Origin of the sequence: Nitrospira lenta (genome assembly GCF_900403705.1) — a bacterium.
Lineage (GTDB): Bacteria > Nitrospirota > Nitrospiria > Nitrospirales > Nitrospiraceae > Nitrospira_D > Nitrospira_D lenta.
This window is the reverse complement of sequence record NZ_OUNR01000001.1, coordinates 330112-355346: the sequence shown is the minus strand read 5'-3', so window position 1 is coordinate 355346 and position 25235 is coordinate 330112. Positions and strand designations below refer to the sequence as shown.

The 25235-nt window shown below is 58.8% G+C and carries 27 protein-coding genes; 17 read left to right on the top strand and 10 right to left on the bottom strand.

Annotation, left to right across the window (positions count from 1 at the left end; genetic code table 11):
* Nucleotides 1-8: 8 nt before the first annotated feature.
* Complete coding sequence (gap, locus tag NITLEN_RS01680) at nucleotides 9-1022, bottom strand: type I glyceraldehyde-3-phosphate dehydrogenase (RefSeq protein ID WP_121987844.1); 1014 nt, start codon at nucleotides 1020-1022, stop codon at nucleotides 9-11.
* Nucleotides 1023-1282: 260 nt separating this feature from the next.
* Between gap and NITLEN_RS01675 the strand changes: the two genes are divergently transcribed.
* Nucleotides 1283-3697 carry an endonuclease MutS2 gene (locus NITLEN_RS01675; RefSeq protein ID WP_121987843.1) on the top strand — a complete coding sequence of 805 codons (2415 nt, stop codon included), beginning with the start codon at nucleotides 1283-1285 and terminating at the stop codon, nucleotides 3695-3697.
* Nucleotides 3698-3752: 55 nt separating this feature from the next.
* Here the strand turns inward: NITLEN_RS01675 and NITLEN_RS01670 are convergent, their stop codons facing one another.
* The 3 genes from NITLEN_RS01670 to NITLEN_RS01660 all read right to left on the bottom strand — a co-directional run bounded on the left by NITLEN_RS01670 (nucleotide 3753) and on the right by NITLEN_RS01660 (nucleotide 6543).
* Nucleotides 3753-5096, bottom strand: a complete 1344-nt coding sequence (locus NITLEN_RS01670) for a sigma-54-dependent transcriptional regulator (RefSeq protein ID WP_121987842.1) — start codon at nucleotides 5094-5096, stop codon at nucleotides 3753-3755.
* 107 nt (nucleotides 5097-5203) lie between these two features.
* Nucleotides 5204-6163: a tRNA epoxyqueuosine(34) reductase QueG gene (queG, locus tag NITLEN_RS01665; protein WP_121987841.1), complete on the bottom strand. Its 960-nt coding sequence runs from the start codon at nucleotides 6161-6163 to the stop codon at nucleotides 5204-5206.
* Nucleotides 6164-6168: 5 nt separating this feature from the next.
* Complete coding sequence (locus NITLEN_RS01660) at nucleotides 6169-6543, bottom strand: hypothetical protein (protein ID WP_121987840.1); 375 nt, start codon at nucleotides 6541-6543, stop codon at nucleotides 6169-6171.
* Between the two features lie 84 nt (nucleotides 6544-6627).
* Between NITLEN_RS01660 and NITLEN_RS01655 the strand changes: the two genes are divergently transcribed.
* Nucleotides 6628-7185 (top strand): SRPBCC family protein, encoded by a 558-nt coding sequence (locus NITLEN_RS01655; protein ID WP_146216065.1) that lies wholly within the window; start codon nucleotides 6628-6630, stop codon nucleotides 7183-7185.
* Here NITLEN_RS01655 and thiI read toward each other — a convergent pair.
* The 3 genes from thiI to coaE form a co-directional block, all read right to left on the bottom strand.
* Nucleotides 7169-8347, bottom strand: a complete 1179-nt coding sequence (thiI, locus tag NITLEN_RS01650; RefSeq protein ID WP_121987838.1) for a tRNA uracil 4-sulfurtransferase ThiI — start codon at nucleotides 8345-8347, stop codon at nucleotides 7169-7171. The genes NITLEN_RS01655 and thiI overlap by 17 nt on opposite strands.
* Nucleotides 8348-8412: 65 nt before the next feature.
* Nucleotides 8413-9330 carry a thioredoxin-disulfide reductase gene (gene trxB, locus NITLEN_RS01645; RefSeq protein WP_121987837.1) on the bottom strand — a complete coding sequence of 306 codons (918 nt, stop codon included), beginning with the start codon at nucleotides 9328-9330 and terminating at the stop codon, nucleotides 8413-8415.
* Between the two features lie 50 nt (nucleotides 9331-9380).
* A complete protein-coding gene (gene coaE / locus NITLEN_RS01640; protein ID WP_245924360.1) occupies nucleotides 9381-10001 on the bottom strand; it encodes a dephospho-CoA kinase in 621 nt (206 codons plus the stop codon).
* A gap of 65 nt (nucleotides 10002-10066) precedes the next feature.
* On the opposite strand from coaE, the gene NITLEN_RS01635 reads away from it, so the two are divergent.
* The 7 genes from NITLEN_RS01635 (at nucleotide 10067) to NITLEN_RS18520 (ending at nucleotide 14202) form a co-directional block, all read left to right on the top strand.
* Nucleotides 10067-11089: a right-handed parallel beta-helix repeat-containing protein gene (locus NITLEN_RS01635; protein WP_121987835.1), complete on the top strand. Its 1023-nt coding sequence runs from the start codon at nucleotides 10067-10069 to the stop codon at nucleotides 11087-11089.
* 145 nt (nucleotides 11090-11234) lie between these two features.
* A complete protein-coding gene (locus tag NITLEN_RS01630; RefSeq protein WP_121987834.1) occupies nucleotides 11235-11420 on the top strand; it encodes a hypothetical protein in 186 nt (61 codons plus the stop codon).
* 191 nt (nucleotides 11421-11611) lie between these two features.
* A complete protein-coding gene (locus tag NITLEN_RS01625) occupies nucleotides 11612-12130 on the top strand; it encodes a GlcG/HbpS family heme-binding protein (protein WP_121987833.1) in 519 nt (172 codons plus the stop codon).
* The gene (locus NITLEN_RS01620) at nucleotides 12130-12582 is read left to right on the top strand and encodes a hypothetical protein (RefSeq protein WP_121987832.1); all 453 of its coding nucleotides are present in this window, start codon (nucleotides 12130-12132) and stop codon (nucleotides 12580-12582) included. The genes NITLEN_RS01625 and NITLEN_RS01620 overlap by 1 nt, the downstream gene beginning before the upstream one ends.
* Nucleotides 12583-12641: 59 nt before the next feature.
* Nucleotides 12642-12851 (top strand): DUF3565 domain-containing protein, encoded by a 210-nt coding sequence (locus tag NITLEN_RS01615; protein ID WP_121987831.1) that lies wholly within the window; start codon nucleotides 12642-12644, stop codon nucleotides 12849-12851.
* Nucleotides 12852-12990: 139 nt separating this feature from the next.
* A complete protein-coding gene (locus NITLEN_RS01610; RefSeq protein WP_121987830.1) occupies nucleotides 12991-13593 on the top strand; it encodes a methyl-accepting chemotaxis protein in 603 nt (200 codons plus the stop codon).
* A gap of 3 nt (nucleotides 13594-13596) precedes the next feature.
* Entirely contained in the window at nucleotides 13597-14202 is a 606-nt protein-coding gene (locus tag NITLEN_RS18520; RefSeq protein WP_121987829.1) for a type IV pilin protein, read from the top strand.
* 6 nt (nucleotides 14203-14208) lie between these two features.
* On the opposite strand, the gene NITLEN_RS01600 is transcribed toward NITLEN_RS18520, so the two are convergent.
* The gene (locus NITLEN_RS01600) at nucleotides 14209-15327 is read right to left on the bottom strand and encodes a dipeptide epimerase (protein WP_121987828.1); all 1119 of its coding nucleotides are present in this window, start codon (nucleotides 15325-15327) and stop codon (nucleotides 14209-14211) included.
* A 183-nt stretch (nucleotides 15328-15510) separates the two neighbouring features.
* Between NITLEN_RS01600 and NITLEN_RS01595 the strand changes: the two genes are divergently transcribed.
* Genes NITLEN_RS01595 through NITLEN_RS01585 form a run of 3 tightly spaced genes read left to right on the top strand, consistent with a single transcriptional unit; the run spans nucleotide 15511 to nucleotide 18875 of the window.
* Complete coding sequence (locus NITLEN_RS01595) at nucleotides 15511-18303, top strand: intermembrane phospholipid transport YdbH family protein (RefSeq protein ID WP_121987827.1); 2793 nt, start codon at nucleotides 15511-15513, stop codon at nucleotides 18301-18303.
* A gap of 44 nt (nucleotides 18304-18347) precedes the next feature.
* On the top strand, nucleotides 18348-18518 hold the full coding sequence (locus NITLEN_RS01590; RefSeq protein ID WP_342776530.1) for a YnbE family lipoprotein: 171 nt from the start codon (nucleotides 18348-18350) through the stop codon (nucleotides 18516-18518).
* A gap of 21 nt (nucleotides 18519-18539) precedes the next feature.
* Nucleotides 18540-18875 (top strand): YdbL family probable chaperone protein, encoded by a 336-nt coding sequence (locus NITLEN_RS01585; RefSeq protein ID WP_219999364.1) that lies wholly within the window; start codon nucleotides 18540-18542, stop codon nucleotides 18873-18875.
* Between the two features lie 5 nt (nucleotides 18876-18880).
* Here the strand turns inward: NITLEN_RS01585 and NITLEN_RS01580 are convergent, their stop codons facing one another.
* Complete coding sequence (locus NITLEN_RS01580) at nucleotides 18881-19525, bottom strand: molybdopterin-dependent oxidoreductase (protein ID WP_121987826.1); 645 nt, start codon at nucleotides 19523-19525, stop codon at nucleotides 18881-18883.
* A gap of 183 nt (nucleotides 19526-19708) precedes the next feature.
* On the opposite strand from NITLEN_RS01580, the gene NITLEN_RS01575 reads away from it, so the two are divergent.
* The 4 genes from NITLEN_RS01575 (at nucleotide 19709) to NITLEN_RS01560 (ending at nucleotide 23857) form a co-directional block, all read left to right on the top strand.
* Nucleotides 19709-20251, top strand: coding sequence for an EF-hand domain-containing protein (locus NITLEN_RS01575; RefSeq protein WP_146216064.1), 543 nt, complete (start codon nucleotides 19709-19711; stop codon nucleotides 20249-20251).
* Nucleotides 20252-20820: 569 nt separating this feature from the next.
* Complete coding sequence (locus NITLEN_RS01570) at nucleotides 20821-21537, top strand: TVP38/TMEM64 family protein (RefSeq protein WP_121987824.1); 717 nt, start codon at nucleotides 20821-20823, stop codon at nucleotides 21535-21537.
* Nucleotides 21534-23090: a mercuric reductase gene (locus tag NITLEN_RS01565; RefSeq protein ID WP_121987823.1), complete on the top strand. Its 1557-nt coding sequence runs from the start codon at nucleotides 21534-21536 to the stop codon at nucleotides 23088-23090. The genes NITLEN_RS01570 and NITLEN_RS01565 overlap by 4 nt, the downstream gene beginning before the upstream one ends.
* A 14-nt stretch (nucleotides 23091-23104) precedes the next feature.
* Entirely contained in the window at nucleotides 23105-23857 is a 753-nt protein-coding gene (locus NITLEN_RS01560; RefSeq protein WP_245924359.1) for a DUF3047 domain-containing protein, read from the top strand.
* A gap of 103 nt (nucleotides 23858-23960) precedes the next feature.
* Here the strand turns inward: NITLEN_RS01560 and NITLEN_RS01555 are convergent, their stop codons facing one another.
* Nucleotides 23961-24368, bottom strand: a complete 408-nt coding sequence (locus tag NITLEN_RS01555) for a hypothetical protein (protein ID WP_146216063.1) — start codon at nucleotides 24366-24368, stop codon at nucleotides 23961-23963.
* Nucleotides 24369-24870: 502 nt separating this feature from the next.
* Here NITLEN_RS01555 and NITLEN_RS01550 point away from each other — a divergent pair.
* Complete coding sequence (locus NITLEN_RS01550; protein WP_121987821.1) at nucleotides 24871-25197, top strand: hypothetical protein; 327 nt, start codon at nucleotides 24871-24873, stop codon at nucleotides 25195-25197.
* Nucleotides 25198-25235 lie beyond the last annotated feature (38 nt).

Here is a 25235-nt window from a genome sequence, read left to right as displayed (position 1 = left end):
ACCGTCCGCTACTTTCCTTTGGCCCGTTCCGCGGTGAACTTGATCAAGTCTCGCACGCGGCAGGAGTAGCCCCACTCGTTGTCGTACCAGGCCGTGACCTTGACCATCCGCTTATCGATCACATTGGTCAGCGGTGCATCCAACGTTGCCGAGTGCGGATCACCGTTTTTGTCGATGGAGACGATCGGATCTTCCGAATAGAGCAAGATATTCTTCAATGGGCCGTCGGCGGCTTTCTTGAAGGCCGCATTCACTTCGGCAATGGTGCAATCTTTCTCGGTTTCTACCGTGAGGTCGACCAGGGAAACGTTCGGGGTCGGGACGCGAATGGCCAATCCGTCCAATTTGCCTTTCAGCTGAGGAATGACCAGATGGAGGGCTTTGGCCGCACCTGTGCTGGTCGGAATCATGGACATGCCGGCCGCTCGTGCGCGGCGCAGATCCTTATGCGGAAGATCCAGCAGCTGCTGATCGTTGGTATAGGAGTGGATCGTCGTCATGACGCCGTGCTTGATGCCGAAATTTTCCAGCAATACCTTGGTGACCGGCGCGAGGCAGTTGGTCGTGCAGGAGGCATTCGAAATAATGTGATGGGCCTTCGGGTCGAACGTGTCGTCGTTGACGCCGAGCACGATGGTCACATCCGGATCGGTTGCGGGAGCCGAGATGATCACCTGCTTGGCTCCGGCCGACAAATGTTTGCTGGCGTTTTCGCGATCGGTGAAGCGCCCCGTCGACTCGATGACCACGTCGACGTTGAGGTCCTTCCACGGAAGTTCCTTCGGATCCTTAATGGCCAGCACCTTGATCGGCTTACCGTCGACGAATATCTGATCCCCTTTGGCTTCCACCGTGGCATCGAGAGTGCCGTGTACCGAATCATATTTCAAAAGATAGGCGAGCGTTTTTGCATCTGTGAGGTCGTTGATGGCGACAAATTCCAGAGCCGGGTCCCTCAAGGAAGCCCGCAACACATTTCGTCCGATACGTCCAAATCCGTTGATTCCTATGCGAATAGCCATGTCGTCATGTCCTTTACAGAATAGCAAACCGGTCGCAGATCACCGGCAATCGTGTTCGCGATAGTATCGGCGGTCTGAACCCTTGTCAAGCTATACGAAGGTGGGAATACGTGATGAAACCCCAGTGATTGAGGCGCTTTTTCGAAACGCAGTCTCAGTAGAAATAAGGGGGCCGCGCAGGGCAAGTCGGGTTGCTTCTCCGGATCTCTCTTCGCTAGAGTTCCGACAGGAACGATTGCTGTTTGGAAGGTGAGGTCGGGATGGTGGATTCGCTGTCAGAAAAAGCCGCGCAGGCGCTGGAGTGGCCCAAGGTCCTTGAGCGCTTGGCGGAAGGCGCTCAGTCCGTGCTGGGGGCTGCCCGTTGCCGAGGCCTGGCGCTGGACAACGATCTCGAGATCTTGGCGAGGCGTCAGCAGGAGACGACGGAGTGGTTGCGGTTGAGCGATGGGAGCGATCCGGCCCCGGTGTTGTCGTTTCCGGATACGCGCGAGGTCGTCCAACGGGCCAGCAAAGGTGGTGTGCTGGAGGCGCTGGAGCTGCGGGACTGCGGACTTGTTTTGACACGGATGGACGAGGTCGCGCGCTTTTGCGTCCGGCATGCCGACGAGGCTCCGACGGTGGTGGCCCTGGCAGCCGGCTTGCAGTCGACGCGTGAGCTTCAGCGCATTACGCAGGCGCTTGATGCCGCGATTCAACCTGATGGTGCGATCAAAGAGTCGGCGACGCCGGAGTTGCGCCGTCTCACGCATGCGGCGCAGGAGCTGAAGCAGCGTATGCGCGAGCAGCTCGATCGAATTCTGCACTCCAGTCGATATGAGGACATTCTTCAAGAATCGTATTTCGCGCAGCGGGAGGGCCGCTATGTGTTGCCGGTGAAGGCGGACATGCGCGGGCGTATGCCGGGGATTGTGCACGATGTGTCGGCCAGCGGCGCGACGGTATTTCTCGAACCGCGCGAACTGGTGGAATTGAATAATTCGATCAAGGTTGCCGATCTTGAAATCGAGCGGGAAGTGCGGCGAATCTTGCGTGAGCTGACGCTCCTGGTTGCCGGACAGGCGGACGCATTGCAAGCCGGAGTCGAGGTGTTGGCGGAGCTGGATTCGGTACAGGCGAAGGCGGCCCTCAGTCGGCGGCTCATGGCTAATCCCGTGATGTTGAATGACCAGGGGCGTGTCATGCTGAAACAGGCGCGTCATCCGCTGTTGGTTTTGGCAAAGGATGACGTCGTGGCGAACGATATTCTGCTTGATGAGTCCATCCGCGTCCTAGTCATTTCCGGTCCCAATACCGGCGGCAAGACCGTCACGCTGAAGATTGTCGGATTATTTTCGCTGATGGTCCGAGCGGGGTTGCATCTCCCCTGTGCGCCTGAGTCGGAGATGGCGATTTTTCCTGAACTCTATGCCGACATCGGGGATGCGCAGGATCTGAGCCGCGACCTCTCCAGTTTTTCGGCCCACATGTCGCAGATGGTGCAATTACTCGCAGAGTCGGCTCGCTCGGTGAGCAGCGGGGCGGATATCGGTCAGTCGCTGGTCTTGCTCGACGAACCGGTGACGTCGACGGATCCGCAGGAGGGGGCGGCGCTGGCCGAAGCGCTCTTGTGTCACTTGGCATCGCTGAACATGAAAGTCGTGGTGACGACCCACTACGGACCGTTGAAAGAATTGGCCCAGACGATGCCGGGGTTTGCCAATGCCAGCGTTGAGTTTGATGTGACGCGCTTGGCGCCGACCTATCGCTTGTTTCTCGGTGTGCCGGGAGGCTCGTCGGCGTTGGAGATCGCCGGTCGTTTAGGAATGAATGAAAAAATTTTGGACGATGCGCGGCAGCGCCTACCCAAGGATGACCGGCGGTTGGAAGACCTCATGGTCGATCTTCAACAGAAACAGCGGCAGTTGGCCGACGATCTGGAGCGGGCGGCACAGGCGCGGGCCGAAGCCGAATGTGCCGCTGTTGAAGCGAAGGCGTTGCAGGCCCGCTTGGAAGAGGCGGAATTGGATGCGCGCAAGGGATTGAAGAAAAAACTGGGCGAGCAATTTCAGCGGGCGCGGGCTGAGGTGCAGGCCACGGTCGATGCCCTCAAGCGCGAACAGAAACTGATCAAGGCCAAGGAGACGTCTCAACGCCTCAGCGAATTGGAGATTCAGGCGAAACAGGAATTGATCCCCGCCGGCGAGCCGATTCCCGTCGAGCGGCTGCGGATTGGAGCCCTCGTGGAAATCGCCGGATTGGGCATGACCGGCAGTCTGCTCGAAGATCCGCAGGGAAAGAAACGTGTTCGCGTGAAAGTGGGTGAAGGTGAAGTGCTGGCCACGGTGGCGAATCTCATTGGCGTCGCTTCCGGCGCGGCGGTGCCAACACCGGGGTCGCCCGCATCCGCAGCAACTCCGCGCAAGTTTTCAACCGGCGGCGGGCTGGGTCTTGACGAGCAGACAGTGGTTGATGTGCGCGGGCAGGCGGCCGATGAGGCGCTGGATCATGTCATTGCCGCCTTGGATCGGGCGACGTTGGACGGCGCGCCGTTTCTGCGCATCATTCATGGACATGGAACCGGCAAGCTCAAAGCCTCTCTCCGGGCCTATTTTAAAGAGTCTCCCTATGTTGCCGCCACGCGCCCCGGCGATCGAGCCGAAGGGGGCGACGGCGTGACGATTGTATCGGTGCGCTAAATTCTGTCCGGACGGGCGAAGGGGAAATGCTCCGTGCGGGTATGTTGAGCGACGGTTACTGGATGCGGTGCTTGGCCATACGGTAACGCAGGGTGTTCCGGGTGATTTTAAGGAGCCGGCTGGCTTCGGACACGTTCCCGCCTGATTTGCGGAGGGCTTCCTCCAGCATCTTTTTTTCCATGTCTTGAAACGACAGGCCGAAGGCGAGCAGCGACGGCTTGAGTTCACCGCCTGGCAGATCGGGAGCTTTTCCGGTCTTGACCGAGGACGGGAGGTGCTGCGGTTCGATGTGTTGCGCCTTGCAGGTAATCGTAAGCCATTCGACCACATTGTGAAGTTCTCGCACGTTGCCTGGCCAATGATGCCGCTGGAGTACGGCTAAGGCTTCCGGGCTGATGTCGGCGATGCGGCATCCGCGGTCGCGGCGCGCCTGCGCCAGGAAGTGCTGAAGGATTGGCGCAATGTCTTCCAGGCGTTCACGCAGCGGTGGGATACGCAGCTGATACACATTCAGCCGGTAGTAGAGATCGAGGCGGAAGCGCCCGGTCTTGATCTGCGCCGGGAGATCTTCGTTCGTCGCGGCGATAATTCGGATATTGACCGTGTGGCTGTGCGTATCGCCGAGCGGATCGACGCGATGATCTTCGAGGACTCGCAGTAACTTGGCTTGTGCCGACGCGCTCATCTCACCGATTTCGTCGAGAAACAGCGTGCCGCCTTCGGCGAGTTGGAAGCGTCCGGCCTTCGTGTGTTTCGCGTCGGTGAAGGCGCCTTGGTGATAGCCGAAGAGTTCCGATTCAAGCAACTGTTCGGGAATGCCGGCGCAATTCAGCGCAATGAGCGGGCCGAGGGCTCGCGGACTGGCGTCGTGAATGGCCTGGGCAACGAGCTCTTTGCCGGTGCCGCTTTCTCCCGTGATCAGCACCGTCGCGTCAGTCGCAGCGACTTCACGCGCGAGTTGTTTAATGAGCTGCATTTGCGGGGACAGGCTGACGATGAGATCGAAGCGATCCGCCGGCCGTTTGGAGGCGGCCGGCGGGTTCTGCGCAGACAAGGCGCGGCGAACGACGGTATCAAGCTCAGGCACGGCGATGGGTGCGCTTAGATAGTCGGTCGCGCCGGCCCGCAGGGCTTCGACGGCATCCCGCGCCGAGTCGCGCGATCCAATCAGAATGACGGAGGGGGAGCTTGGATGCAGGTTGGTGTGGTGCAATAGGGGGCGGCTGGCTTCCGGGCTGCCTTCGCACAAAACGAGTGCGAGGTTTTCGCGGGAGAGTTCCTTGATCCCTGCGGCCACATCGGGTACGGCGAGTATGGTGGTATGGGAAGGAACGACTTGCTCAAGAGCATGCCGTATCTGCGGGTCACGTGAAATCAGAAGAATTGTCGTAGGGTTCATTCGGAGAGCTCCTTAGTCGGACTCCTGGCGAACCACCGATCGACTAGTGATAGCCTACTCCTGCACCTGGCGGAATAAAAGGGGGGTGAATGATCCTTCTGTTGTGCCTACGGCGCGTGGAGCGGCTGGTTTGATCGGGCAATCGCCACATTCCGTTGGAGCCCGACAAGCTTCGCTCTGCGGATCGGACTGCGTTGAAAGGATGATTTGAACGTCGCGTCATCCATGTGGGCCAGGTGCTCCAGGGAAGGGGCTTGTGTGAGAGGAGAAGGGTAAAAGGCTGGTTCGCGGGTGAAGCCTGCCTGTAAATTGAACGGACAGACATCGAGACAATCGTCGCAGCCAAAAATATGATTGCCGAATTGCCGCTGCAGGTCGTTCGGGATCGTGGCGGCTTCCCCGCGATGTTCGATCGTCAGATAGGAGAGGCAGCGGTTGGCATCCACGACGTAGGGTTCGGTGATGGCCTGCGTGGGACAGGCCTGAATGCAGAGGGTGCAACTTCCGCAAAGATCCGTTGCCGGTTCATCCGGCTCCAATTCTAGCGTCGTGAGAATTTCCCCCAACAGGAGCCAGGATCCATGGTCCGAGGACACGAGATTGGAGTGCTTCCCGATCCAGCCCAGCCCTGCCTGTTCTGCCCAGGCCTTTTCCATGATCGGCCCGGTATCAACATAGGATCTCGTGATCGCCTGAGGGGCCAATGCGGCGATTCTTTCTTCCAGCTGTTTGAGCTTCTTGCCGAGCACGTCGTGATAGTCCTGTCCCCAGGCATAGCGGGCGATGCGGCCGTGGCCGGGCCGTTCATCGGCACGCTCATCCGTCAGATAGTTCATGCCAACGCAGATGATGGCATGACAGCCGGGTAAGACAATACGCGGATCGGCTCGTTTCTCCGGCGTCCGCTCTATCCAGGCCATGGTGGCGTGGTAACCGCGCTGGAGCCACTGATTCAGTCGTGTGGCAAGCGTTGGTTGCGGGGAGGCTGGGGTGTCTACGCGGGTGATCCCGACGGCGTCGAATCCGAGCGCGAGGGCTTCTTGTTTGATCGCCCGAGAGAGGGGCATAGCCGTCACTGCTGGGGCGAACAATCGTAGCGGACGCTGAACTGGGCGGAGCATTGTCCGGACTGGCAACGATTGCACGCGCCGGTGATCTTGGTCTTCCAGTCGGTTTGCTTGTCGTCGAACCGGCACAAGAGCCGGCCGCCGGTCGAGATGGTCGTCCAGGGTTTGGATGAGCCCGGCGCCTGAGCGACACGGCAGCCCGGCGGGAAGGGAACGGCGCAACTGTGGGCAGGCTCCCCTTTGCCCATGCCGAAACTACAGGACTGTTCGGTGGTGGCGGTTGATTCCTGCATCAGCTGCGCGGAGACGGTTTCCGCTTCGACAAGCTGGAATCCGACCAGCAGGAATAGAAGTATCAGGAGTGAGTGGGCGCGTGACATGCCGCATCCTAGCATAGAGTGATTTACCCCGGTCAATTGTGATTCCTGCTCGCGGGCGGTGGGGTCGGCCGGTATAATCGCGCCATGGTACAACGACTGGCTTTCTGTATTGCCGCCCTCTGTGTGGCGAGCCCGATGTGGTGCTGGGCCGGTGATGCTGGCTCGCTTGAGGTCACGGTGCAGGCGACGGGCGGGGTAAAGGCTACGGCCACGGTGCACTTTCCAGCCGAGCCACGCATCGTTCAGCAGGTATTGACGGACTACGCTCACTGGCCGGACCTGTTCGATGTCCGCATGCGGATTGCCGAGCTTCGAGAGCAGAACGGCACCGCCTATACGGATATCCGAATCGCACATTCCTTGCTGCCTGGCGAGCGGCGGTTGATCTGCGAGTCTCGCGTTCTTACCGGCAGCGGCTTGCTTACGGAGCTCAAAGGCGGGGACTTCAAGCAATATCGCCGGCTCTGGACCTTGATTCCCACGGAGGGGGGGAGGCAGACGAGCGCCGAATTTGAGTTGCTGGTTGAAATTGAGACGATCGTGCCGGATTGGGTGATTGCCGTAGCTATGCGGCAGGAATTGGAAGCGCACTTTCGGATCGTCAAAGACAAGATCGTGGCACGGACTACGCCGGGAAGATGAATTCCGACAGTTCGGCTTTCTCGACGCCCTGTTTCACCAAGCGGGGGATATCCAGTGCGCGTTCGACGTGGAGGAGTTCTTCAAGGCGTGTTTTGGTGCTGGGGTGTGGCGGAGTGAATAATTTACAGCAGTCCTGGTCCGGTTCGATGGAGGTCTCGTACGTGCCGATGCGTTTGGCGTCGTCCGTAATCTCCAACTTATCCATCCCAATGAGCGGCCGGAGGATCGGCAGACCTGCTGCTTCTTCGACGACCGACAAATTCTCCGGAGTCTGAGAGGCCACTTGGCCTAAGCTGTCTCCGGTGACCAGCCCCCAACATTGCTCTCTCCTCGCGAGCTCTTCCGTAATCCTGAGCATCATGCGGCGATAGAGCACCACACGAAACGGCGCCGGGGTGTTCAGGACGATCTCGCGTTGAATTTCTCCGAAGGGAATGACGTAGAGCCGGGATTTGTGCAGGTACGCCGTGAGCGTCTGTACGAGATCGCGAACCTTATCCTCCGAGTCGCGGCTGACGAGCGGCCGGCCCGAGAAGTGGACGAACAAGGCGCGGCAGCCGCGCTTGATCATGCGGTAGCTGGCTACGGGCGAATCAATCCCGCCGGAGATGAGGCAGGCGACCTTGCCGCTGACGCCGACCGGCATGCCTCCGGGGCCTGGAATCTTTTCGACTGAGAAATAGACGTCTCGGGAAAGCATTTCCAAATAGACGGTGATGTCGGGATCTTTGAGCCTGACGGCTTTGCCCGTCTGCTCGTGGATGGCCGCGCCGACGATGCGTTCCGCGTCCGTCGATGTCAACGGGAGGCGCTTGTCGGCGCGTTTCGCCGTCACGCGGAAGGTTGAATAGGACTTCGTGCGAAGCTCTTCGATGATCGCGGCGCTGAGTGCCTCGAAGTTGGGGTTGGCCAGATCAAGCGGCACGGAGTCGGCCAGTGAGAAGTTTGCAATGCCGCAGACGCGGGAGAGCCGCTGACGAATGATCTCGTAGTTGGCTTCTGACGGAAGGATGACCCGAATGCGGCTGCGGAGATTTTCAACCTGTCTGACTCCAAGATCACTGAGGGCTAACTGGATATTGTGAACCAAGCGATCTTCAAAGTAGTCGCGATTACGGCCTTTGAGGGCAAGTTCGTGGTAATGGACGATGGCGCAGCGCATTCGTAGCTTTCTGTCTTCAGCTTTCAGCCGTCGATATTGGTCGATTACTGTAGGCTGATTCCGTATCAGTGTTGGCTTTCTAGGAATCGTTCTGCGTCGATGGCGGCCATGCAGCCGGATCCGGCTGCGGTGACGGCTTGGCGATAGGTCGAGTCCTGCACGTCGCCAGCGGCGAAGACTCCGGGGACATTGGTCGTTGTGCCGCGGTATGTCCGGATATAGCCCTTCTCGTCCATGTCGACCTGTCCGGCGAAGAGCGAGGTGTTGGGCCGGTGGCCGATGGCGACAAAGATGCCGGCGCAGGGGACCTCAGATATTTTCCCGGTTACGACATTCTTAAGCCGTGCGCCGGTGACAACCTCTGAACCCAGGATGTCTTCGACAACGGTGTTCCAGATAAAACTGATCTTCTCATTGTGCAGCGCCCGGTCTTGCATGATCTTTGAGGCGCGCAGCGTGTCCCGCCGATGGACGAGGGAGACTTTCGTGGCAAATTTTGTGAGGAAGATCGCTTCTTCCAGTGCGCTGTCGCCCCCGCCGACGACGAGGAGTTCTTTTCCTTTGGAGAAGAAGCCGTCGCAGGTCGCGCAGGTGGAGACGCCGTGGCCGGTGAGCCGTGACTCGTTCTTGAGCCCGATCGGAATGGCCGAGGCGCCGGTCGCAATGATGACTGTCTGAGTGTAGATGGTTTGCTCCCCATCGACGGTCAGGGTGAACGGCCGCTGTGCGAAATTCACGGCGGTGACATCGGCGGTGAGAAATTCGGTGCCGAACCGTCCGGCCTGTGTCCGCATGTCCTTCATCAGCTCCGGGCCCATGATGCCTTTGGCAAAGCCGGGATAGTTTTCAACCTCGGTCGTGGTTATGAGCTGACCGCCGGATTGCCACCCTTCGATAAGGAGCGGTGCCAGATTGGCTCGGGCTGCATAAATCGCGGCGGTCAAGCCAGCAGGTCCCGAGCCGATGATGACGACGTCACGCATGGAGGGGGAATCTAACACAGTGGGAAAAGGGAATGCATGGGGAGCGGACATCAAGTCGATGCACGCAGTGATTGGTACAGTGACCGGATCTGTTGCTTGAGCTGAAGACGCGGGAGTCTGCCGTCGACCGTGTGGTCTGCGCGGCGGCGTTTCTCTGCAAGCGGCATTTGACTGGTGATTCGGCGGAGGGCTTCGGCGCGGGAGAGCCCGTTGCGCTGCTTGAGGCGGACGACCTGGGTTTCACGATCGGCGGTCACGACGATGGTTGTGTCGACGCGCGTGTCGATACCGGCTTCGAAGAGCAGGGGGACGTCATAGATCACCACGGCCTTGGGATCGTTTCTGGCCGCTTGTTTCGTTAGCCTGATTTGCTCGCGCGCGACCCGGGGATGGATGATTCGTTCAAGCCGACGCAGCTTGGCGGGATGTCCAAAGACTTTCGCGCCCAAGACCGGGCGATTCAGGGTGCGATCAGGGTTCAGTGCAGTCTTGCCGAAGATGCTCACGATTTCCCGCCAGGCCGGTTTGCCTGGTTGGACGACCTCCCGCGCCAGTGCGTCGGCATCGATCACCGTGGCGCCGCATTCCTTGAACATACCGGCGACCGTGCTTTTGCCTGTGGCGATACCGCCTGTGAGTCCGACCAGGATCATGCCGATGGAGCTTATCACGGGGGTGCCGGGCTCACAAGAAAGTCGGTTGACAGGCTGCCTTGCCCGCCTGTAATACCTAGCACATGCGTAATTGGTTGTTTGTCATGGCCTGTCTGGTAGGGCTGAGCGGGATGTCCTGGGCGGAGGAGCCTTCGGTGGTGGCTCCTCGGACCATTACGGTCGCCCTCGATGGCACGGGCGACTTCACGTCGATTCAAGAGGCCGTGGATGCGGCCAGGAAAGGCGACACGGTCTTTTTGAAACCCGGCGCCTATCCTCAAGATCTCACGATCCATAGCAAGGAAAAAATTAAGCTGATCGGGGCCGGCGTGGACAAGGTCACGATGTTGGGCCGCGAAGATCTTGTGGGTGTATTGCACGTGGGAAAGTGGCCGTACGGAGCTACGGATATTGAAATCAGCGGGTTGACGATCAATGAACATGGCGGTCACGCACTCGGTATTTTTAACGGCAAGGGCATCACATTGCGCAACCTTCATGTGAAGGGGATGCTCTTTGGGCAGCAAGTGGAGGCCGTGCGTATCGAAGATTGTGTGATCGGCGGCAGCGAGACGACGGGGGTGCAGTTTTCCGATTCACAGGCTCTGTTAGTCGGCAATGTGATCCATGATAACGATCACGGGGTCAATGTTGCCGGCAAGTCGGATGTACGGTTGGAACGGAACCTCATCCTGCGCAGTTTATTTGAAGCCGTTGTGGTGAATGACAAGGCGAAGGCCTCGCTGGTCGGCAACACTCTTGTGAAGAACGGTGGCGGAGTGGCCTTTCTCGGTGCGTCCCAGAGCGATGCGTCAGGGAATATCATTGGCCTGAATAAGATCGGTTTTCTGGTTGCCCCGTCCAGCCGGGTCACGACCTCGTTTAATGCCCTGTTTAACAGTGAAGGCGACTATATGCGAGCGGGATCTCCGAATACCCCCGCGCCTGATTTGAGGCAGGCCTCGGATGTGGTGGGGGATCCTCGCTTCGTCGATGCCGAGCGAGACGATTTCAGGCTTCGCGCAGATAGTGGGGCGCTCAATAAAGGGCAGTTTCCGTTTCTCGGTGCTCTTCCTCCAGTGCAGAAACTCTCTTCTACTCGCTAAAGTCGTTGAAACATCACGCGTTGATCCGTCGCCATGACAGATCGAAACCGTGTGGTATGCTTTCTCTACGGTTTTGCTTTCCGGCGTGCACTCCTCTCAAGGAAACCGGGGGCGGGGCCGATAAGGATGCACCAGGAGGTTTTCATTGGCCAGTTTCCGACAAGACGTCGATACCAGATCCGGTGACGGAATCCCTTCTCTGGAAGACATGGAGTCGGGAAAGCTCGTCGGTGCCGTCCTTCCCATGTCTGATAAGGCGCAAACCCAGATGCGTGAGAGTATCGAAGTGATCGACTATCTTCTCAACCAGGAACGCGTAGTCTGGATGTAGGCGTGCGCGTTCTCCGCTCTTCTTTTTTCGTCCTCGGCAGTATCTTCTTCCAATCGCTTTCGTGAGAGATCTCCGTTGAAGGTTCGAGGCCCTCCTGTCTTGTGATGCGGACTTGACAGTCTTCGGTCGCCTTACTACTCTCCGGGTTGACTCTCGCTTGCGTTCATTGCCTGCACATAAAGGAGTGCCTAATGGATAAAGTGTTGCTGCAGCGCGCTGTTCTGGTTGGGAGTTTGATGTTCGGCGCCGCGAGTGCAGTCGCTCAGGAGTTGCCGAAGGAATCGGTCTTATCCTTGAGCCTCGCTCAACGGGCGGCACAAGCGGCGATCGATGCCTGTAAGAAAGACGGCTATCGCGTCAGCGTGTCGGTCGTTGATCGCGCGGGTCTATTGCGGACGATGGGACGGGCGGATGGCGCTGGCCCGCATACCATCGATAGCAGTCGAAAGAAGGCGTACACTGCGGCGAGTTTGCGTCGTGCGACGAGTGAATTAGCCGAACTCATGAGCCGGACCCCGACGCTGCAAGGATTGCGGGATATGAATGAGCAGATTTTGATGCTGGGCGGAGGGTTGCCGATTGAGATCAGCGGAGAAGTAATTGGTGCGATCGGTGTCGGCGGTGCGCCCGGTGCCCACCTTGACGATGCGTGCGCCGAAGCGGGCTTGGATGCCATTGGCGCTGCTCCAAAGATTCCGGCGGCGAAGTAATGAGGCTCCTGCGACGGTGTCTGCTCGTCGCTGCGATTGGTGTGTTGAGCGGATGTAACAGCGGTGTGCCTGAGCCGGCCTCGACCGAGATTCCGGGGACTGGGCTTCGGCTGACCATCGTGCGGGTGGCCACGGATCCGTTTCTGTCACGGCATAACCTGGCCATGTCGATTGAGCGTGCGGGTGGCTGTGCGCAAACGGTAGACCTCTTCCCCGATACCGGATACACGAGCCGCCGCAATGTGTATGTCACGGCCAAGGCCCAGATCTATGTTGTCGGACAATTCGATGCCCGTGTGATCGATATTCGCCAGTGCAGCCTGACACTCGCGGAGTTCAGGCACCTCGATAGAGACGTCATTTTCGTCGGAAGTTTTGACGAAGATGCTGAAGAGCATTGGGGGTTTGTATCGGCCGCTGTACGTCCGGAGCGTCCGTTTGAGAAGCGATAACCGACACTCACGGGCGAATTGGAATAGCTGGTGACGAACGTGCTGCAGGATGTAGGACCATGAACCAACCGATCGTCGGGTATCACCTGGACGAGTATAGCGACTGGGTTGCTGACCTGGCCTGTGGCCATGGACAGCACGTGCGCCATCACCCGCCGTTCTTCTCTCGTCCCTGGGTGCTCACGCAGGAGGGACGGACGCGCCAGATCGGCCAGCTGCTCTTTTGTAAACGCTGTCATGAGCCGGACCTCTCTCCCCCGGGCGCGTGATCCTTCGGGCCGATATCAGGGTTGTCTTCCCTCCACTCAAACAGCTGATTTACTTGGTGAGGCTGCATACTGGTGATAGCCTTCCGATACGCGCCTGGACTCCAGGCGCGTATCGCTGTCGCCGTTTGAAGGAGGGGCTATGCCTGCCACGACATTGATCGTATCGTCCCCGCCGGAGCGTCGGAAAGGTTTTTTTCTGCATCGCGTGCAAAAGGGATATGCCGCCTGGATTGGCGTCATTCTTTTCTTGTATTCCGCCTTGTTTTTTACGCTGGCCTTTTATGGACCGCATCTTGGTCCGATGATGACCCTCTATAGCGGTGGTTCACTCGCAGAGCGTCAGGCCGCCGCCAGCGAGATGCTGCTGCTTAGCGAAACCGTGTCGGTGGCCGTACCGGTTCTGTTTCTTGGGGCGGTCATTTTCAGTCTGATCCTGACCCGGCGGGTGGCCGGCCCACTGGTTCAGCTAGATCGGAGCATGCAGGAATGGGCGAAGGGGAATCTGAGTTGGCGCGTACAGTTCAGGCCGTCCGATCGTTTGGATGAGCTGGCATCGACGGCCAACCAGGCGATGGCCAAGATCGACCAGGCATTTGGAGATATGCATCGCCAGACGGCAGTGATTCGCGCGGCGCTGGCATCGAACCAACTGGAGAATCCGGAGTCCCTTCAAACGGCGCAGCAGGCGGCTGCGTCCCTTGAAAAGGTTCTTGGCGAGTTCTCGTTTACGCGGGCCCGCTGATCGATGAAGGCGACGCACTTATCCCGGAAGGGTTTCACGCTCATCGAGTTGATGCTGGTCGTCACCATCGTGGGGATCCTTGCGTCGGTGGCGCTCCTGTCCTACCGACATTTCACCAAGAAAGCGCAATCGGTGGAAGCGGAAGTCGCGATCGCTGAGATCCATCGGTTGCAGCAGCTTCACCAGGCTCAGAGCGGATCCTTCGCCGGCGATCTGCGGGCGATCGGCTTCAATCCCATTCCTCCGTTGAAATTCTATTCAGTCGAAATGCGATTTCTTGGAGGAACCGATGGGATCGCCTATCAGGCCTATGCCTATGCGAAGGAGCAGGTGGATGGATCGACGTCGCTTGTGTTGACGCAGTATCAGGATGGACACATGACGGTGGACAAATCTCTTGTGTCGGCACCGGCAGCGTCCTCCGGGGCAGGCGGGAGCGGTGCGGGATCCTTGCCGGGGACGGGAAGTTCTGCGGGGTCGCAGAGTGGTGACGGGGGAGGGGCGGGAGGGGACTCGTCGGCGGGATCCACCTCGAGCTCTTCATCTTCCGGTGGCGGGCAGCGAACGGTGACCCATATGAATCAGTCGGTAGGGATGAGTTCGCAATAGAGGTGATTACTGGACGGTTTCGAGTTCGTGGTTTGCGCGGTTTGGTTGAGTCGTAAGGGCGAGTCCTGGACCTACCCAGGGCTCAAGGTGAGCACCCCGATAGCCATAGCCCCCTTGGACAGGGTCAGTGGCTAAGAGTAACGGCGTATCGAGGTCCAGGATATCAAACCCTTTCATCCCCAGGACGAGGCTGAACGAGCAGCCCATCGCGAGGCGGGTTTCAACCATTCCTCCCACCATCAGTTTCAATCCGGCGGCGAGCGTCGTTTCTGCAATGGCGACCGCTTCGACCACGCCGGTCTTCATGATTTTGATATTGATGTAGTCCGCCGCATTCCGCGCGATCACGTCGCGGGCGTCCGCCAGTGAGCGAACCGACTCATCGGCGGCCACGGGGATGCCGGTGTCCCGACGAATGGCCGTCATACTGTCGAGATCGTCCCGCACGACCGGCTGTTCGAGGAGGACCATCGTTCCGCCGAATCGTTGCACGCCTCTGGCAAATGCCAGGCATTCCTCGCGAGAGAACCCCTGATTTCCATCGCCGATAAACGCAATGCCGGGCAGCGCGCGATGCACGGCTTCCAGTCGCCGGATATCCTGGTCCACATCGTTGCCCACTTTCATTTTGAAGAGGCGAAAGCCTTGGGCATACCAGCCGCGGGCTAAGGCCACAGACTTTTTAAGGGTGGAGATGGGAATGGTGATGTCGGTCTCTCGCGGGCGGACATCGTGCCCGCCCCAGAGTTGCCACATGGAAACCTGCGTCGATTGACAGTACGCATCGATCATCGCCGTCTCAAGCCCGCATCGGGCGGCCGGATGAGCCGGCGCGGTCTGTGCCATCTCAGCGGCGAGCCGGGCATAGTGCCCGGGCGATGCGCCGATCAATAGTGGGGCGAGCTGGCGGAGAGTGGCCAGACAGGAGTCGCGAGTTTCGCCGCCGACCTCCGGGAAGGGGGCGGATTCTCCATAGCCCTGTGTCCCGTCGTGCAGGGTGAGGCGGACAAAGATATTTTCAGCGACGACGCGGGCACCGGTTGCGACGACAAATGGGTCGGTAATCGGGATATCGATAGGCCAGAATTCGATCGTGACGATCTGGCCGCGGGACGACTGGGGCATGTGCGGCGAGCTTCCTATTGCGGTCATGGGTCGGGATAGTACCGAGCGGGAGATCCTGCTGTCATCAGAAAATGCGCGGTCTGCGGGGCACGAGGACCCCTTGGTGGTCTGGCCCTTGACAGGGTAGTGGCCAGTGGTCGACAACCCTGAAGGGATTGTAGAGAGAGGGTAGGTCGAATCGGCATGCTGCGCTATCGATATCAACGCATTGTGTTACTGGCTCTCACGGGCCTCATGAGCGTCTATCTCCTGGTTCCATTGATGGTGTCGTACGGAGTGACGCAGTGGCTGAGTCGCCAAGGGTATCGGAATGTCATCGTGCAGTTCGGCTATCCCGGATGGCGGGAACTCTCGATTCCTGTCGCGTCGTTTCAGTTGGATCTGGGGGACGAAGTATTGATGGTATCCGTGACGAACGTTCAGGTGGAGTACCGGCTGCCCGATCTCCTGTACGGCCGGGTTTCGCGGGTAGTGCTGCCGTATCTGGCCATTCAGATGTTGAACAATCATGACCGGTCTTTCGCTGGCGAATCCGCCGTCGAGACTATGTCGGACGAGGGGAGCGGATCTCCGTGGAATGTGCTCACGGCTGGTGATTTGCTGCGACGGATTCCGGTGTTGCCATTTGAAGAAGTCCACCTGAACCAGGTGACGGTATTTCGTGAGCAGGCGACCGGCCCGCTTCGCAAAGTGGCGATTCAGGGTGTGGTCGAACAACGAGACGGAGAACTCGGCGGGCGGCTGTCATTTCAAGGGCGTGAGACGGCGTCGTATACCCTTTCTCTGACCGGTCATTCCGCGACGACCTGGGCGGCGACGCTGGTGTCGCAACGGCCGCAGGCCGCCCCGATTCTCACCTGGCAGTCGACGGCGCAGGCGCGTGACGGACAGGTGCAGGTTGAGGGAAAATTGGAGGTCAATGTTCGCGAGCTGGCTCCGTTCATTGCGTTGGCGGTTCCGATCGGACCGGAGCTGAGCACTGTATCGGGGCGTGTCGCCGTCGTATGGACGGCCACAGCGTCGTCCAGCGCGGCTCTGAGTGCGCTTCGCGAAAGTCCGGAATCACTGCTTCAAGGATCGTTTCAGGCCACCGTAACGTTGCCGGCGTTGAAAGGTGTGGCCAAGCAGATTGCCATAGCGTCATCCGGGAGTTTCTCGGGGTCCCCGGCGCGGCTGGGCTGGACGATCGATCCCGGGGTGTTGGGAACGGCGACGGTGAATATGCAGCCACGCTTTGTGCCGGGTGTGGTCAAGTCGTTGTTGCCGAGCGGCGATCAGCCGATTCGCGTCGAACAGCGTCAGCCGCTTCAGGGGACACTCTATTGGTCAGAATCGCCGATTCGCCTGACCGTGGATGGTCCGGTCCATGTGGGGTATGGGGCAGCGACGGGACCGTTGGTGGTCGAGGTGGATGTCGCTCGGGCAGATCTGGTCGGCCAAGACCTCGTGTCGGGCGAAGGGGAGTTCCATCTGCGCGGGCTGGTGCCGCCCAGTTTGGCCGCCGGGGTTTCTGTGCGAGAAGTCCGGGGGGAACTTTGGGGCCGCGTGGTCCTGAAGCAGCACGTGGTGAACGGTACCGTGCATGTTCCCTCGATGATGACGGTGAAGCAGTTTGAACAAGGGCGTGTGACGATGTCGTCCGCGATCGTCGAGGTGGCCGCGCCGATTCCGGTCCGGTGTACGCTGGAATCTGGCCAATGCGCGGCCGGTCCGGGCACGCTCAGGATCGGCGCGCAGGGGATTCGTTCGGCCGGATACGACGTCACGCTGGCAGAAGGCACTGTGACGCTTCAAAGCGCCGAATCCGTCGGGAGTTCCTGGACGGCCCACGGGGGTATCGATCTCGCCGGAGTGCGAGTCGGACAGCTGCCGGTGGTGACGATCCCGCCGTCTGCGTGGCAGGTCAAGTTTGCTGCGAACCAAGCCGGGTTCAAGGCCGACGCGCGGGGAGACCTCCCTGGGCGCGAGGGCGTCGTCACGGCAAAGGTTGCGCACTCGTTTGGAGGGGGGGAAGGATCGGCGCGAGTGGTGCTCGGGCCACTCCAGTTCGATGCCGAGGCGAATCGTTTGCAAAAGTGGCTGCCTGGGTTGCCCGCGTCGTTCGATCTCACGGCCGGTCGAATAACGGCCAGTACGGATCTTGTGTGGCCATCCGGTCGACTGAAGGACTCGACAACGGTTGCGCCTCAGCCTGGCAGAATCACGATTCAGGCGGAACAGGTGTCCGCAGCTGTTCCGGGGATGGCGATTCAGGGAATCAACACGACGTTGGATTTTGATCTCCAGGGTTTTGAACAGGTGCGATCGAGTCAGCCGGCGGTGGTGAATGTGGCGGTCATCCAGACAGGGGTGATGCTGAGTAATGTGTCCGTGACAGCCGACCTGCAGTGGTCGTTGTCAGATCTCTGGCCGGTACTGGATCTCAAGGATTTTCAGGCTAGTCTCTTTGGAGGATCCGTGACGAGTTCCGGCCTTCATCTTGACCCGGCTGCGCCGCCTCACCGGCTGGTATTGTCGCTGCGGCGGTTGGATCTGGCGAAGCTCTTGAGCCTTGAACAGCAAAAGGGGTTGCAGGGGACGGGCCTGTTGAACGGGACGATTCCGCTCGCGGTGACGGCGAACGGGGTGAGTGTCAAGGATGGGACGGTGGAAGCCGAAGCGCCCGGCGGGGTGATTCGTTACCAACCTTCATCGGAGTCCGCCGCCCTTTTAGCCGACGCCGATTCGGGCATGAAGCTGGTGGCGCAGGCACTCAGCAATTTTCAGTACACAGTCTTGAAAGCCGGAGTGCAGTATGCGGAAGACGGGGTGTTGCAGTTGGCCGCGCAGCTGGAGGGGAGAAATCCTGACATGAAAAAAAGTCCGCCCATTCATTTCAATGTGAATGTTCAGGAAAATGTTCTGGCGCTCTTGCAAAGTCTTCGTCTGGTACAGGATATTGAGGAATCGCTTCAAAACAAGGCGCAACGACGATGACAGGGCAGGGGGATAGCATGGGACGGTGCGGAGTAGGACTGGCGATGGGGTTATGGCTTGTGTGGGGGATGGCCGGCTGTACGCCCCGTGTGGAGGTGGCCGCGCCGGATAAGCCGATTACCATCAACCTGAATGTGAAGATCGAGCATGAGATTCGGGTAAAAGTCGATAAGGATCTCGATCAGGTCCTCTCCAAAAACAGCGGACTGTTTTAACGAATGGCAAAGGAGGTAAGGATGGCCCGCATACACATGACGGTTGGTGCGGTTCTCGTGGCGCTCTGTCTGGGGACCGGGTTTGCTGCCTGGGCGTTGTCGCTGGATGAGGCGAAAGCCAAGGGCCAGGTAGGAGAACGGACCAGCGGCTATCTGGGTGTGGTGACGGGAGGGCGCGCCGAGGTGCAGGCGTTGGTCAACGACGTTAATCAGAAACGGAAGCAGGCGTATGAGGAGATTGCCACACGCAATGGCACCAGTCTGAACTCCGTCGAGCACCTGGCCGGAGAAAAAGCCATTCAGAATACGACGCCCGGGAATATCATCGAGGGGCCCGGAGGCTGGGTGAAAAAGTAATCAATCTACCCGTAGCGATCGTTCTTCCACGGGAGCGCGGTGTTCGAATAGCCGCGCACTTCCCAGAATCCCTTTTCATCCTTATCTGAAAACGTGATCTCCTTGATCCACTTTGCGCCTTTCCACGCGTAGCGCTTCGGGACAATGACCCGAACCGGGCCGCCGTGTTCCTTGGTCAGCGGTTTCTCGTTCCATTTATACGTCAGCAACACATCGGCGTCGTCGCAAACTTCGATGGGCAAGTTTGTCGTGTAGTCGTCGTATGATTTGAAGAGGACGAATTTGGCGAGCGATAGCGGTTTCACGACGGAGATGATCTGCTTGAAGCTCACGCCTTCCCAGTCGTTGTCGTAGCGGCTCCAGGAAGTGACGCAGTGAAAGTCCGAGCGGTCTTGGATGTGGGGCTGTTGGAGAAATTGTTCCCAGGTCCAGGTCACCGGCGTGGTGACGAAGCCCCCGATGGTCAGGGTCCAGTCTGAGAGCGGAATCTCTGGTTTGAATCCCAGGTCCAGCACAGGGAAGGTTTCGACGAGGTGCTGCCCAGGCGGAAGCCGGTCGTCGCCTTCATAGAAGACTTCGCGTTCTTCGCCTCCCCGCCTGGCTTTTGCCCACTGCTCTTTGGATTTTGTTAATCGAGAGTCATCGCTCATAGTTTGGCCTCCAGTTGAAGGGTACGGGAGTCAGGCCTCTTTTGACAAGTCTCCACGAGTGATCCGCTTCGTTCGATCATCTCAAGACACGGAATTGCCTTCTCGAATCAAAGGCCTAGGAGCACAATAGAGTCTGCTACGTGTGGGGACCCTATGAGATCATATCTTATGCTCAGAATTCGTATGAGGCCATATCGTGCTACTGCTGGACTGGCTTTGTTTGTGGCCGTGCTCGTGTTGCCTTGGGTGGGGAATGGGAGTGTTGCCTGGGCTGAGCGGAAAGCCTCAGTGGGACAGGGGGGAGTTGCCGACAATCGTTTGGCTGGCGGTCAGTCGCGGTCGCGCCTGTCTGATCCTGTCAAAAAGGACGTGGTGGGGAGCTCCAAGAAGCAGCCGGTCGGAAAGAGTCGCATCCTAAAAAAGAACAAGGGGCTGACAACGGAACAGCCCATTCGCCGCGCGGGTGTAGCCAAACCGCTCCGCCCTCAGGCTATGCTGACTCCGAATCCTGCGGAGCCCTATCACGGCATGCTTCAGCAGCCGCAGCGGTATACCCCGCGTTATGAACAGGGTAAGGGAGGGGTTCCAAACCCGAATGCCAGCGCGCTGCTCCATGAGCATTTTCAAGAACTCGACAAGAATCGAGACGGCTCAATCGATCCGTTTGAGAGGGCCTTGGGCCGGCTCGATCTTGATCGCGATCTCGCTGATCGCCAGTGGCAGTAAATCTGTAGATGCTTCAGAAATATCTTCCGGCCACCGATAGAGACACTAGTTATGCGGCGTCGGCGTGACAGGGAGGGATGGGTGCGGATCGGACTCTGTATGGCGGTACTCATCAGTTGCGGGTGTGCGGGAGCTCCCTCCACTTCAACCAGCAATCTGGCAGAGATTTCTCGCCAGGATCCGTGTGCGTCTCGTTCGCAACAGTCCGAGCGTACCGATACCCCCGGACGTTCCTGCCGTGCTCAACATGTCTGGTGGGATGACGTCGGTGATGCACTCAGTGGCGTGGCCACGGCGGTTCGGTTTCCACGTCAGTAGATGTGTGTCCAGATTTTCCTGATCAGTGTAACTCCCTTCTCCTGAGCCTGCCCCTCTGCGTTCGGTCAGGTGTCCTCACTCTGTGGCTGCATTCACATCCAGATAACAAGCCGTTTCGTACCTCTTCATAGCGATAGAGTAGGCTTGGGCTGCGCCGTGCTGGTAAGCAACAGTCGGCGGCGCGGACGATGCCGGCCGCCTGCTCCATTGACAGACCGGAGAGGAGTCCCCATGATATTGAAGAAACTGCTATGACCAGCCAAGCGCCGACGACCAGCCCATCTCAGCCATCGAACGGAAGCAAGTTCGCCATACTGGCAGGCATCGTCGTGGCCATCGGCCTATTTTTCTATTTCGATGTGGGCCGGTTGCTGTCTCTCGACGTATTGAAAAGTAATCGCGATCACTTGCTGGCCTTCACGGAGGCGAACTACGCGACAGCGGTCGGTCTCTTTATCTTGGCGTACATCGTCGTGGCGGGTTTGTCCTTGCCTGGAGCCGTGATTCTGACGTTGGCCGGCGGATTTCTCTTCGGCAGTGCCTTCGGCCCGCTCTTTGTGAACCTTGGCGCGACGACGGGGGCAACGCTGGCTTTTTTAACGGCGCGGTATCTGTTGCGCGATTGGGTGGAGCAGAAATTCGGGAAGTGGCTGGGACCTGTTCAACAGGGCTTTGCCAATAATGCATTCAGTTATCTGATGACATTGCGTCTGATTCCCTTGTTCCCGTTCTTCGTGGTGAATTTAGTCTCCGGTCTGACCCGTATGAACGTGGGGACCTATGTCGCGGCGACGGCGCTGGGTATCATCCCTGGCTCATTCGTCTATGCGTACGCCGGTCGGCAGTTAGGAACGATCAATTCGCTGAAAGAAATCGCCTCGCCGAACGTGATTGGGGCATTTGTGTTGCTGGGGCTGTTGGCCCTCGTTCCGACGGTCTATAAGAGATTCAGAGGAGCGCAGCGATGAGTCAGCATGATGAGAGCGTGATGCTGCCGGACGATGAGTATAATCGGCGGCTTGTCGCCAATGTCCACCCTTCCAATTGGATCAATCCGGAGCCATCCGGCCGCTACAATATTGCGGTCATCGGGGCCGGGACAGCCGGTCTGATCATAGCAGTCGTCGCCGCGAGCTTGGGTGCGAAGGTTGCGCTGATCGAAAAACATCTGATGGGCGGAGATTGTCTGAACGTGGGCTGCGTCCCGTCCAAGGGGGTGATTCGCGCCGCGCGGGCCTGGGCCGATCTCAGGAAGGCCGAAGACTTCGGTATTCATATTCCACCCGGTGTGACGTACGACTTCGGTGCTGCGATGGCCCGGATGCGCAAGCTGCGGGCTCGGATCAGCCACAATGACTCGGCGCAGCGCTATAGCCAGTTAGGTGTCGATGTTTACAGCGGCAGCGGACGGTTCACTGGCTCTGATTCGATCCAGGTCGAAGGGCCGGCCGGCAATCGCACGCTCAGCTTTGTAAAGGCGGCGATTTGCACCGGTGCACGCGCCTCCGCGCCACAAATTCCCGGATTGCAAGAGGCGGGTTATCTTACCAATGAAACGGTGTTCTCGTTGACGGAGTTGCCTCCGCGTCTTGCGGTGATCGGTGCGGGGCCGATTGGCTGTGAGCTGGCCCAGGCATTTGCGCGGTTTGGCAGCCAGGTGTATTTGATCGAGGCCCAGCATGGCATCATGCCGAATGAAGACCGCGATGCGGCGCAGGTCGTGGAGCGGCAGATGGTACATGAGGGGGTAAAGCTCCTCTGTTGCGGCAAAGATCTGACGGTCAGCAAGGCCGCTGGCGGGAAACGTCTGACGGTTGATTCCCATGGCCAACAGTATGATGTGACCGTAGATGAAATCCTGGTGGGTGTCGGTCGTACTCCGAATGTGGAGGGGGTGGGGCTGGAAGCAATCGGGGTCGAGTTCGACAAACAGAATGGTGTGAAAGTGAATGGCCGGTTGCAGACCAGTAACCCGCGCATCTTCGCGGCGGGGGATGTCTGCTCTCGCTACAAGTTTACCCACGCGGCCGATGCGATGGCGCAGGTTGTGATCCAGAACGCCCTGTTCCCTCATCCATTTGGACTGGGGTATGCAGACGTGGATTCACTGATTATGCCCTGGTGCACGTTTACGGAACCGGAGATCGCACACGTTGGGATGTATGAGAAAGATGCGCAGGAGAAAGGACTCGAGGTTGAAACCTATACGTTCAAGTTGGACGAAGTGGATCGTGCCATCTTAGATGGTGAAGACGAAGGATTTGCGCGCGTCCACATTCAAAAAGGTTCGGATAAGATCCTGGGCGCGACGATTGTGGCAGCGCATGCCGGCGAGATGATCAGCGAATTCTCCGTATTGATGAAGGCCGGGCTTGGGGCAAAGACGATTGCTGGAACCATTCATCCTTATCCCACACAGGCAGAGGTCAATAAGAAGGTGGTGAATCTCTGGCGCAAGGCGCACTTCACGCAGGCGACGAAGAATCGGCTTATGAAACTCTTTGCCTGGATGAGGCGGTAGAGGGAGGCTGCTGCATGACGGCCCTGCAGAGGATGATCGCGTTCACGGTTCTCGTTGCTGGCGGCTTCGGCGGCCAGATGATGTCCTGGGGGCAATCTGTGCCGGTGATCGAGGTTGGGACGTTCTCCTCGGATCAGCCTGGGTCTGGCCTTCCAAACGGCTGGAAGCCTCTGACGTTCCCGAAGATCCCGAAGCAGACAGAGTATGTGCTGGTGAAAGATGGCGGGCAGGTGGTTGTGAAGGCCGTCAGCGAGGCGTCGGCCTCCGGGCTGACCAAGGAAGTCACCATCAATCCCAAAGATTATCCCATCATCCATTGGCGCTGGAAAATCGAGAACCTGCTGAAACAGAGCGACGTGAGCCGGAAAGACGGAGACGATTATCCGGCGCGGCTCTACATTACATTTGCCTACGACTCCGACCGCGTAAGCCTCGGGAGGAAGTTGAAGTACACAGCGGGCCGGGCTCTCTTCGGCGACATTCCCATTGGTGCGTTGAACTATATCTGGGAGACAAAGACGCCGGTTGGCACGATCATTGAGAATGCCTACACCGACTTTGCACGGATGATTGTGGTCGAAAGCGGACCGTCTAGAGTCGGACTGTGGGTAGAAGAAGAGCGGAATATCTATGAAGACTACAAAAACGCGTTTGGTGAGGAGCCGTCGTTGATTAACGGCGTCGCGATTATGAGCGATACGGATAATACCAAGGAGCGGGCGGTCGCATTCTACGGAGATATTGCATTCAGCAAGGCGGCGAAGTAATCGATAGCCGGTTCCGAGCAAAACAAAGGGGACCGGCCCTCTATAGGCCGGCCCCCCTCGGGGACCGTTCCGCATCCAGGTGGGTGCGCGGATTCAAACTTTGTTATTGCACGGAATTCGCGAAGCCGCCTCGTGTGATTTCGGCGCGGACTGTGTCCCCGACCTTCTTCTGCTTGATGTGTTTCGTTCCCTGGCCGACGTACAGTTTCACCTGATTCCCTTCGTAGTCTTCCACGGTATAGGCATTGCCATCGATCTGTTTGACCGTCCCACCGACGGTCTTCCAGGCCGGGCCTGGCTTCGAGTCATGCTCCCCGCGTTTCGGGGCCTGGCCGACTTCAGGAATGTGGCTGGTGGATGAGGCCGCCGCCGCCGCGGACGAATGGTGCATGCCGGATGACTTTTTCTTTGCCTCTTTATCCTTGGCCAACGCCGGCGCAGCGGCCAGCGTCACCAGGGCGAGGGCGGCAACAGCGATCGTCATCATGGGGTTCTTTACGTGGCTCTTCATCGACAACCTCCTTAGAATTGAACGGTGCATAGTTCTTGGTTTGCCAGTACAGCAAGGCACATGCCGAAACCAGGCCATCAAGGACTTCCTGAAAAACCGAGAGGTTAGGATGCGGGTCTAAGGTCGGACACGTAGACCGTATGGCGAGAGGGGGAAAAATGGCGGCAGCCTGTGCAAATCTGCTCAGGGTGACGCGGCGCGGCTTCCCATCATCTTCCGCGGCGATCGTAAAGACTGAATCGGCAGCACAGACTGCGACGGTCATGATGGCCGTGACAGCCGACCTGATCGGAGTGGAAGCGGCCACGCGGGCTTGATCAAACGAGGCTTCTTTTATGTGCTGGGCAGCGCTTCGCTTAGGTGGAGCTTCTGGACAGCTTCCTAGCCTCCTGATACATAGCCAAGGTCTGGCGTTCCTCGGATATGGGTATCGTCAACGGATTAGATGGCGGCGCGTTGATTGGGGCAGAGGAGCTCAACTTTTTATCCTAGGGAGGTACCGATGAAGACGATGGTATTGGCGGTTGGCGTGTTGATGCTTAGCATGAGTGGGATGGTCTTTGCGCAGGCGGAGACGCCTGTCATCGATCAACGGCAGGCGAATCAGGAACAGCGGATTGATCGGGGGATTGCCAGCGGCCAATTGAATGAGCGGGAAGCCAATCGATTGAACAAGCAAGAGGAACATATCAACAAGATGGAAGATAAGGCAAAGGCCGATGGGGTTGTGACGAAAGGCGAACGGGCCAGGATCGATCACGCGCAGGATCGTGCATCACGGCATATCGCGCGGGAGAAGCACGACCGCCAAGGCAAACGGCATCAGTAATTCGCGGCACGGCGCCAGGAGTTTCATCCTGGCGCCGT

What these genes read in the sequence shown, in the direction of transcription:
- gap (WP_121987844.1), bottom strand. Translation starts at nt 1,022, where the DNA reads ATGGCTATTCGCATAGGAATCAACGGATTTGGACGTATCGGACGAAAT.
- NITLEN_RS01675 (WP_121987843.1), top strand. Translation starts at nt 1,283, where the DNA reads ATGGTGGATTCGCTGTCAGAAAAAGCCGCGCAGGCGCTGGAGTGGCCC.
- NITLEN_RS01670 (WP_121987842.1), bottom strand. Translation starts at nt 5,096, where the DNA reads ATGAACCCTACGACAATTCTTCTGATTTCACGTGACCCGCAGATACGG.
- queG (WP_121987841.1), bottom strand. Translation starts at nt 6,163, where the DNA reads ATGCCCCTCTCTCGGGCGATCAAACAAGAAGCCCTCGCGCTCGGATTC.
- NITLEN_RS01660 (WP_121987840.1), bottom strand. Translation starts at nt 6,543, where the DNA reads ATGTCACGCGCCCACTCACTCCTGATACTTCTATTCCTGCTGGTCGGA.
- NITLEN_RS01655 (WP_146216065.1), top strand. Translation starts at nt 6,628, where the DNA reads ATGGTACAACGACTGGCTTTCTGTATTGCCGCCCTCTGTGTGGCGAGC.
- thiI (WP_121987838.1), bottom strand. Translation starts at nt 8,347, where the DNA reads ATGCGCTGCGCCATCGTCCATTACCACGAACTTGCCCTCAAAGGCCGT.
- trxB (WP_121987837.1), bottom strand. Translation starts at nt 9,330, where the DNA reads ATGCGTGACGTCGTCATCATCGGCTCGGGACCTGCTGGCTTGACCGCC.
- NITLEN_RS01635 (WP_121987835.1), top strand. Translation starts at nt 10,067, where the DNA reads ATGCGTAATTGGTTGTTTGTCATGGCCTGTCTGGTAGGGCTGAGCGGG.
- NITLEN_RS01625 (WP_121987833.1), top strand. Translation starts at nt 11,612, where the DNA reads ATGGATAAAGTGTTGCTGCAGCGCGCTGTTCTGGTTGGGAGTTTGATG.
- NITLEN_RS01620 (WP_121987832.1), top strand. Translation starts at nt 12,130, where the DNA reads ATGAGGCTCCTGCGACGGTGTCTGCTCGTCGCTGCGATTGGTGTGTTG.
- NITLEN_RS01615 (WP_121987831.1), top strand. Translation starts at nt 12,642, where the DNA reads ATGAACCAACCGATCGTCGGGTATCACCTGGACGAGTATAGCGACTGG.
- NITLEN_RS01610 (WP_121987830.1), top strand. Translation starts at nt 12,991, where the DNA reads ATGCCTGCCACGACATTGATCGTATCGTCCCCGCCGGAGCGTCGGAAA.
- NITLEN_RS18520 (WP_121987829.1), top strand. Translation starts at nt 13,597, where the DNA reads ATGAAGGCGACGCACTTATCCCGGAAGGGTTTCACGCTCATCGAGTTG.
- NITLEN_RS01600 (WP_121987828.1), bottom strand. Translation starts at nt 15,327, where the DNA reads ATGCCCCAGTCGTCCCGCGGCCAGATCGTCACGATCGAATTCTGGCCT.
- NITLEN_RS01595 (WP_121987827.1), top strand. Translation starts at nt 15,511, where the DNA reads ATGCTGCGCTATCGATATCAACGCATTGTGTTACTGGCTCTCACGGGC.
- NITLEN_RS01590 (WP_342776530.1), top strand. Translation starts at nt 18,348, where the DNA reads ATGGGGTTATGGCTTGTGTGGGGGATGGCCGGCTGTACGCCCCGTGTG.
- NITLEN_RS01585 (WP_219999364.1), top strand. Translation starts at nt 18,540, where the DNA reads ATGGCCCGCATACACATGACGGTTGGTGCGGTTCTCGTGGCGCTCTGT.
- NITLEN_RS01580 (WP_121987826.1), bottom strand. Translation starts at nt 19,525, where the DNA reads ATGAGCGATGACTCTCGATTAACAAAATCCAAAGAGCAGTGGGCAAAA.
- NITLEN_RS01575 (WP_146216064.1), top strand. Translation starts at nt 19,709, where the DNA reads ATGAGGCCATATCGTGCTACTGCTGGACTGGCTTTGTTTGTGGCCGTG.
- NITLEN_RS01570 (WP_121987824.1), top strand. Translation starts at nt 20,821, where the DNA reads ATGACCAGCCAAGCGCCGACGACCAGCCCATCTCAGCCATCGAACGGA.
- NITLEN_RS01565 (WP_121987823.1), top strand. Translation starts at nt 21,534, where the DNA reads ATGAGTCAGCATGATGAGAGCGTGATGCTGCCGGACGATGAGTATAAT.
- NITLEN_RS01560 (WP_245924359.1), top strand. Translation starts at nt 23,105, where the DNA reads ATGACGGCCCTGCAGAGGATGATCGCGTTCACGGTTCTCGTTGCTGGC.
- NITLEN_RS01555 (WP_146216063.1), bottom strand. Translation starts at nt 24,368, where the DNA reads ATGAAGAGCCACGTAAAGAACCCCATGATGACGATCGCTGTTGCCGCC.
- NITLEN_RS01550 (WP_121987821.1), top strand. Translation starts at nt 24,871, where the DNA reads ATGAAGACGATGGTATTGGCGGTTGGCGTGTTGATGCTTAGCATGAGT.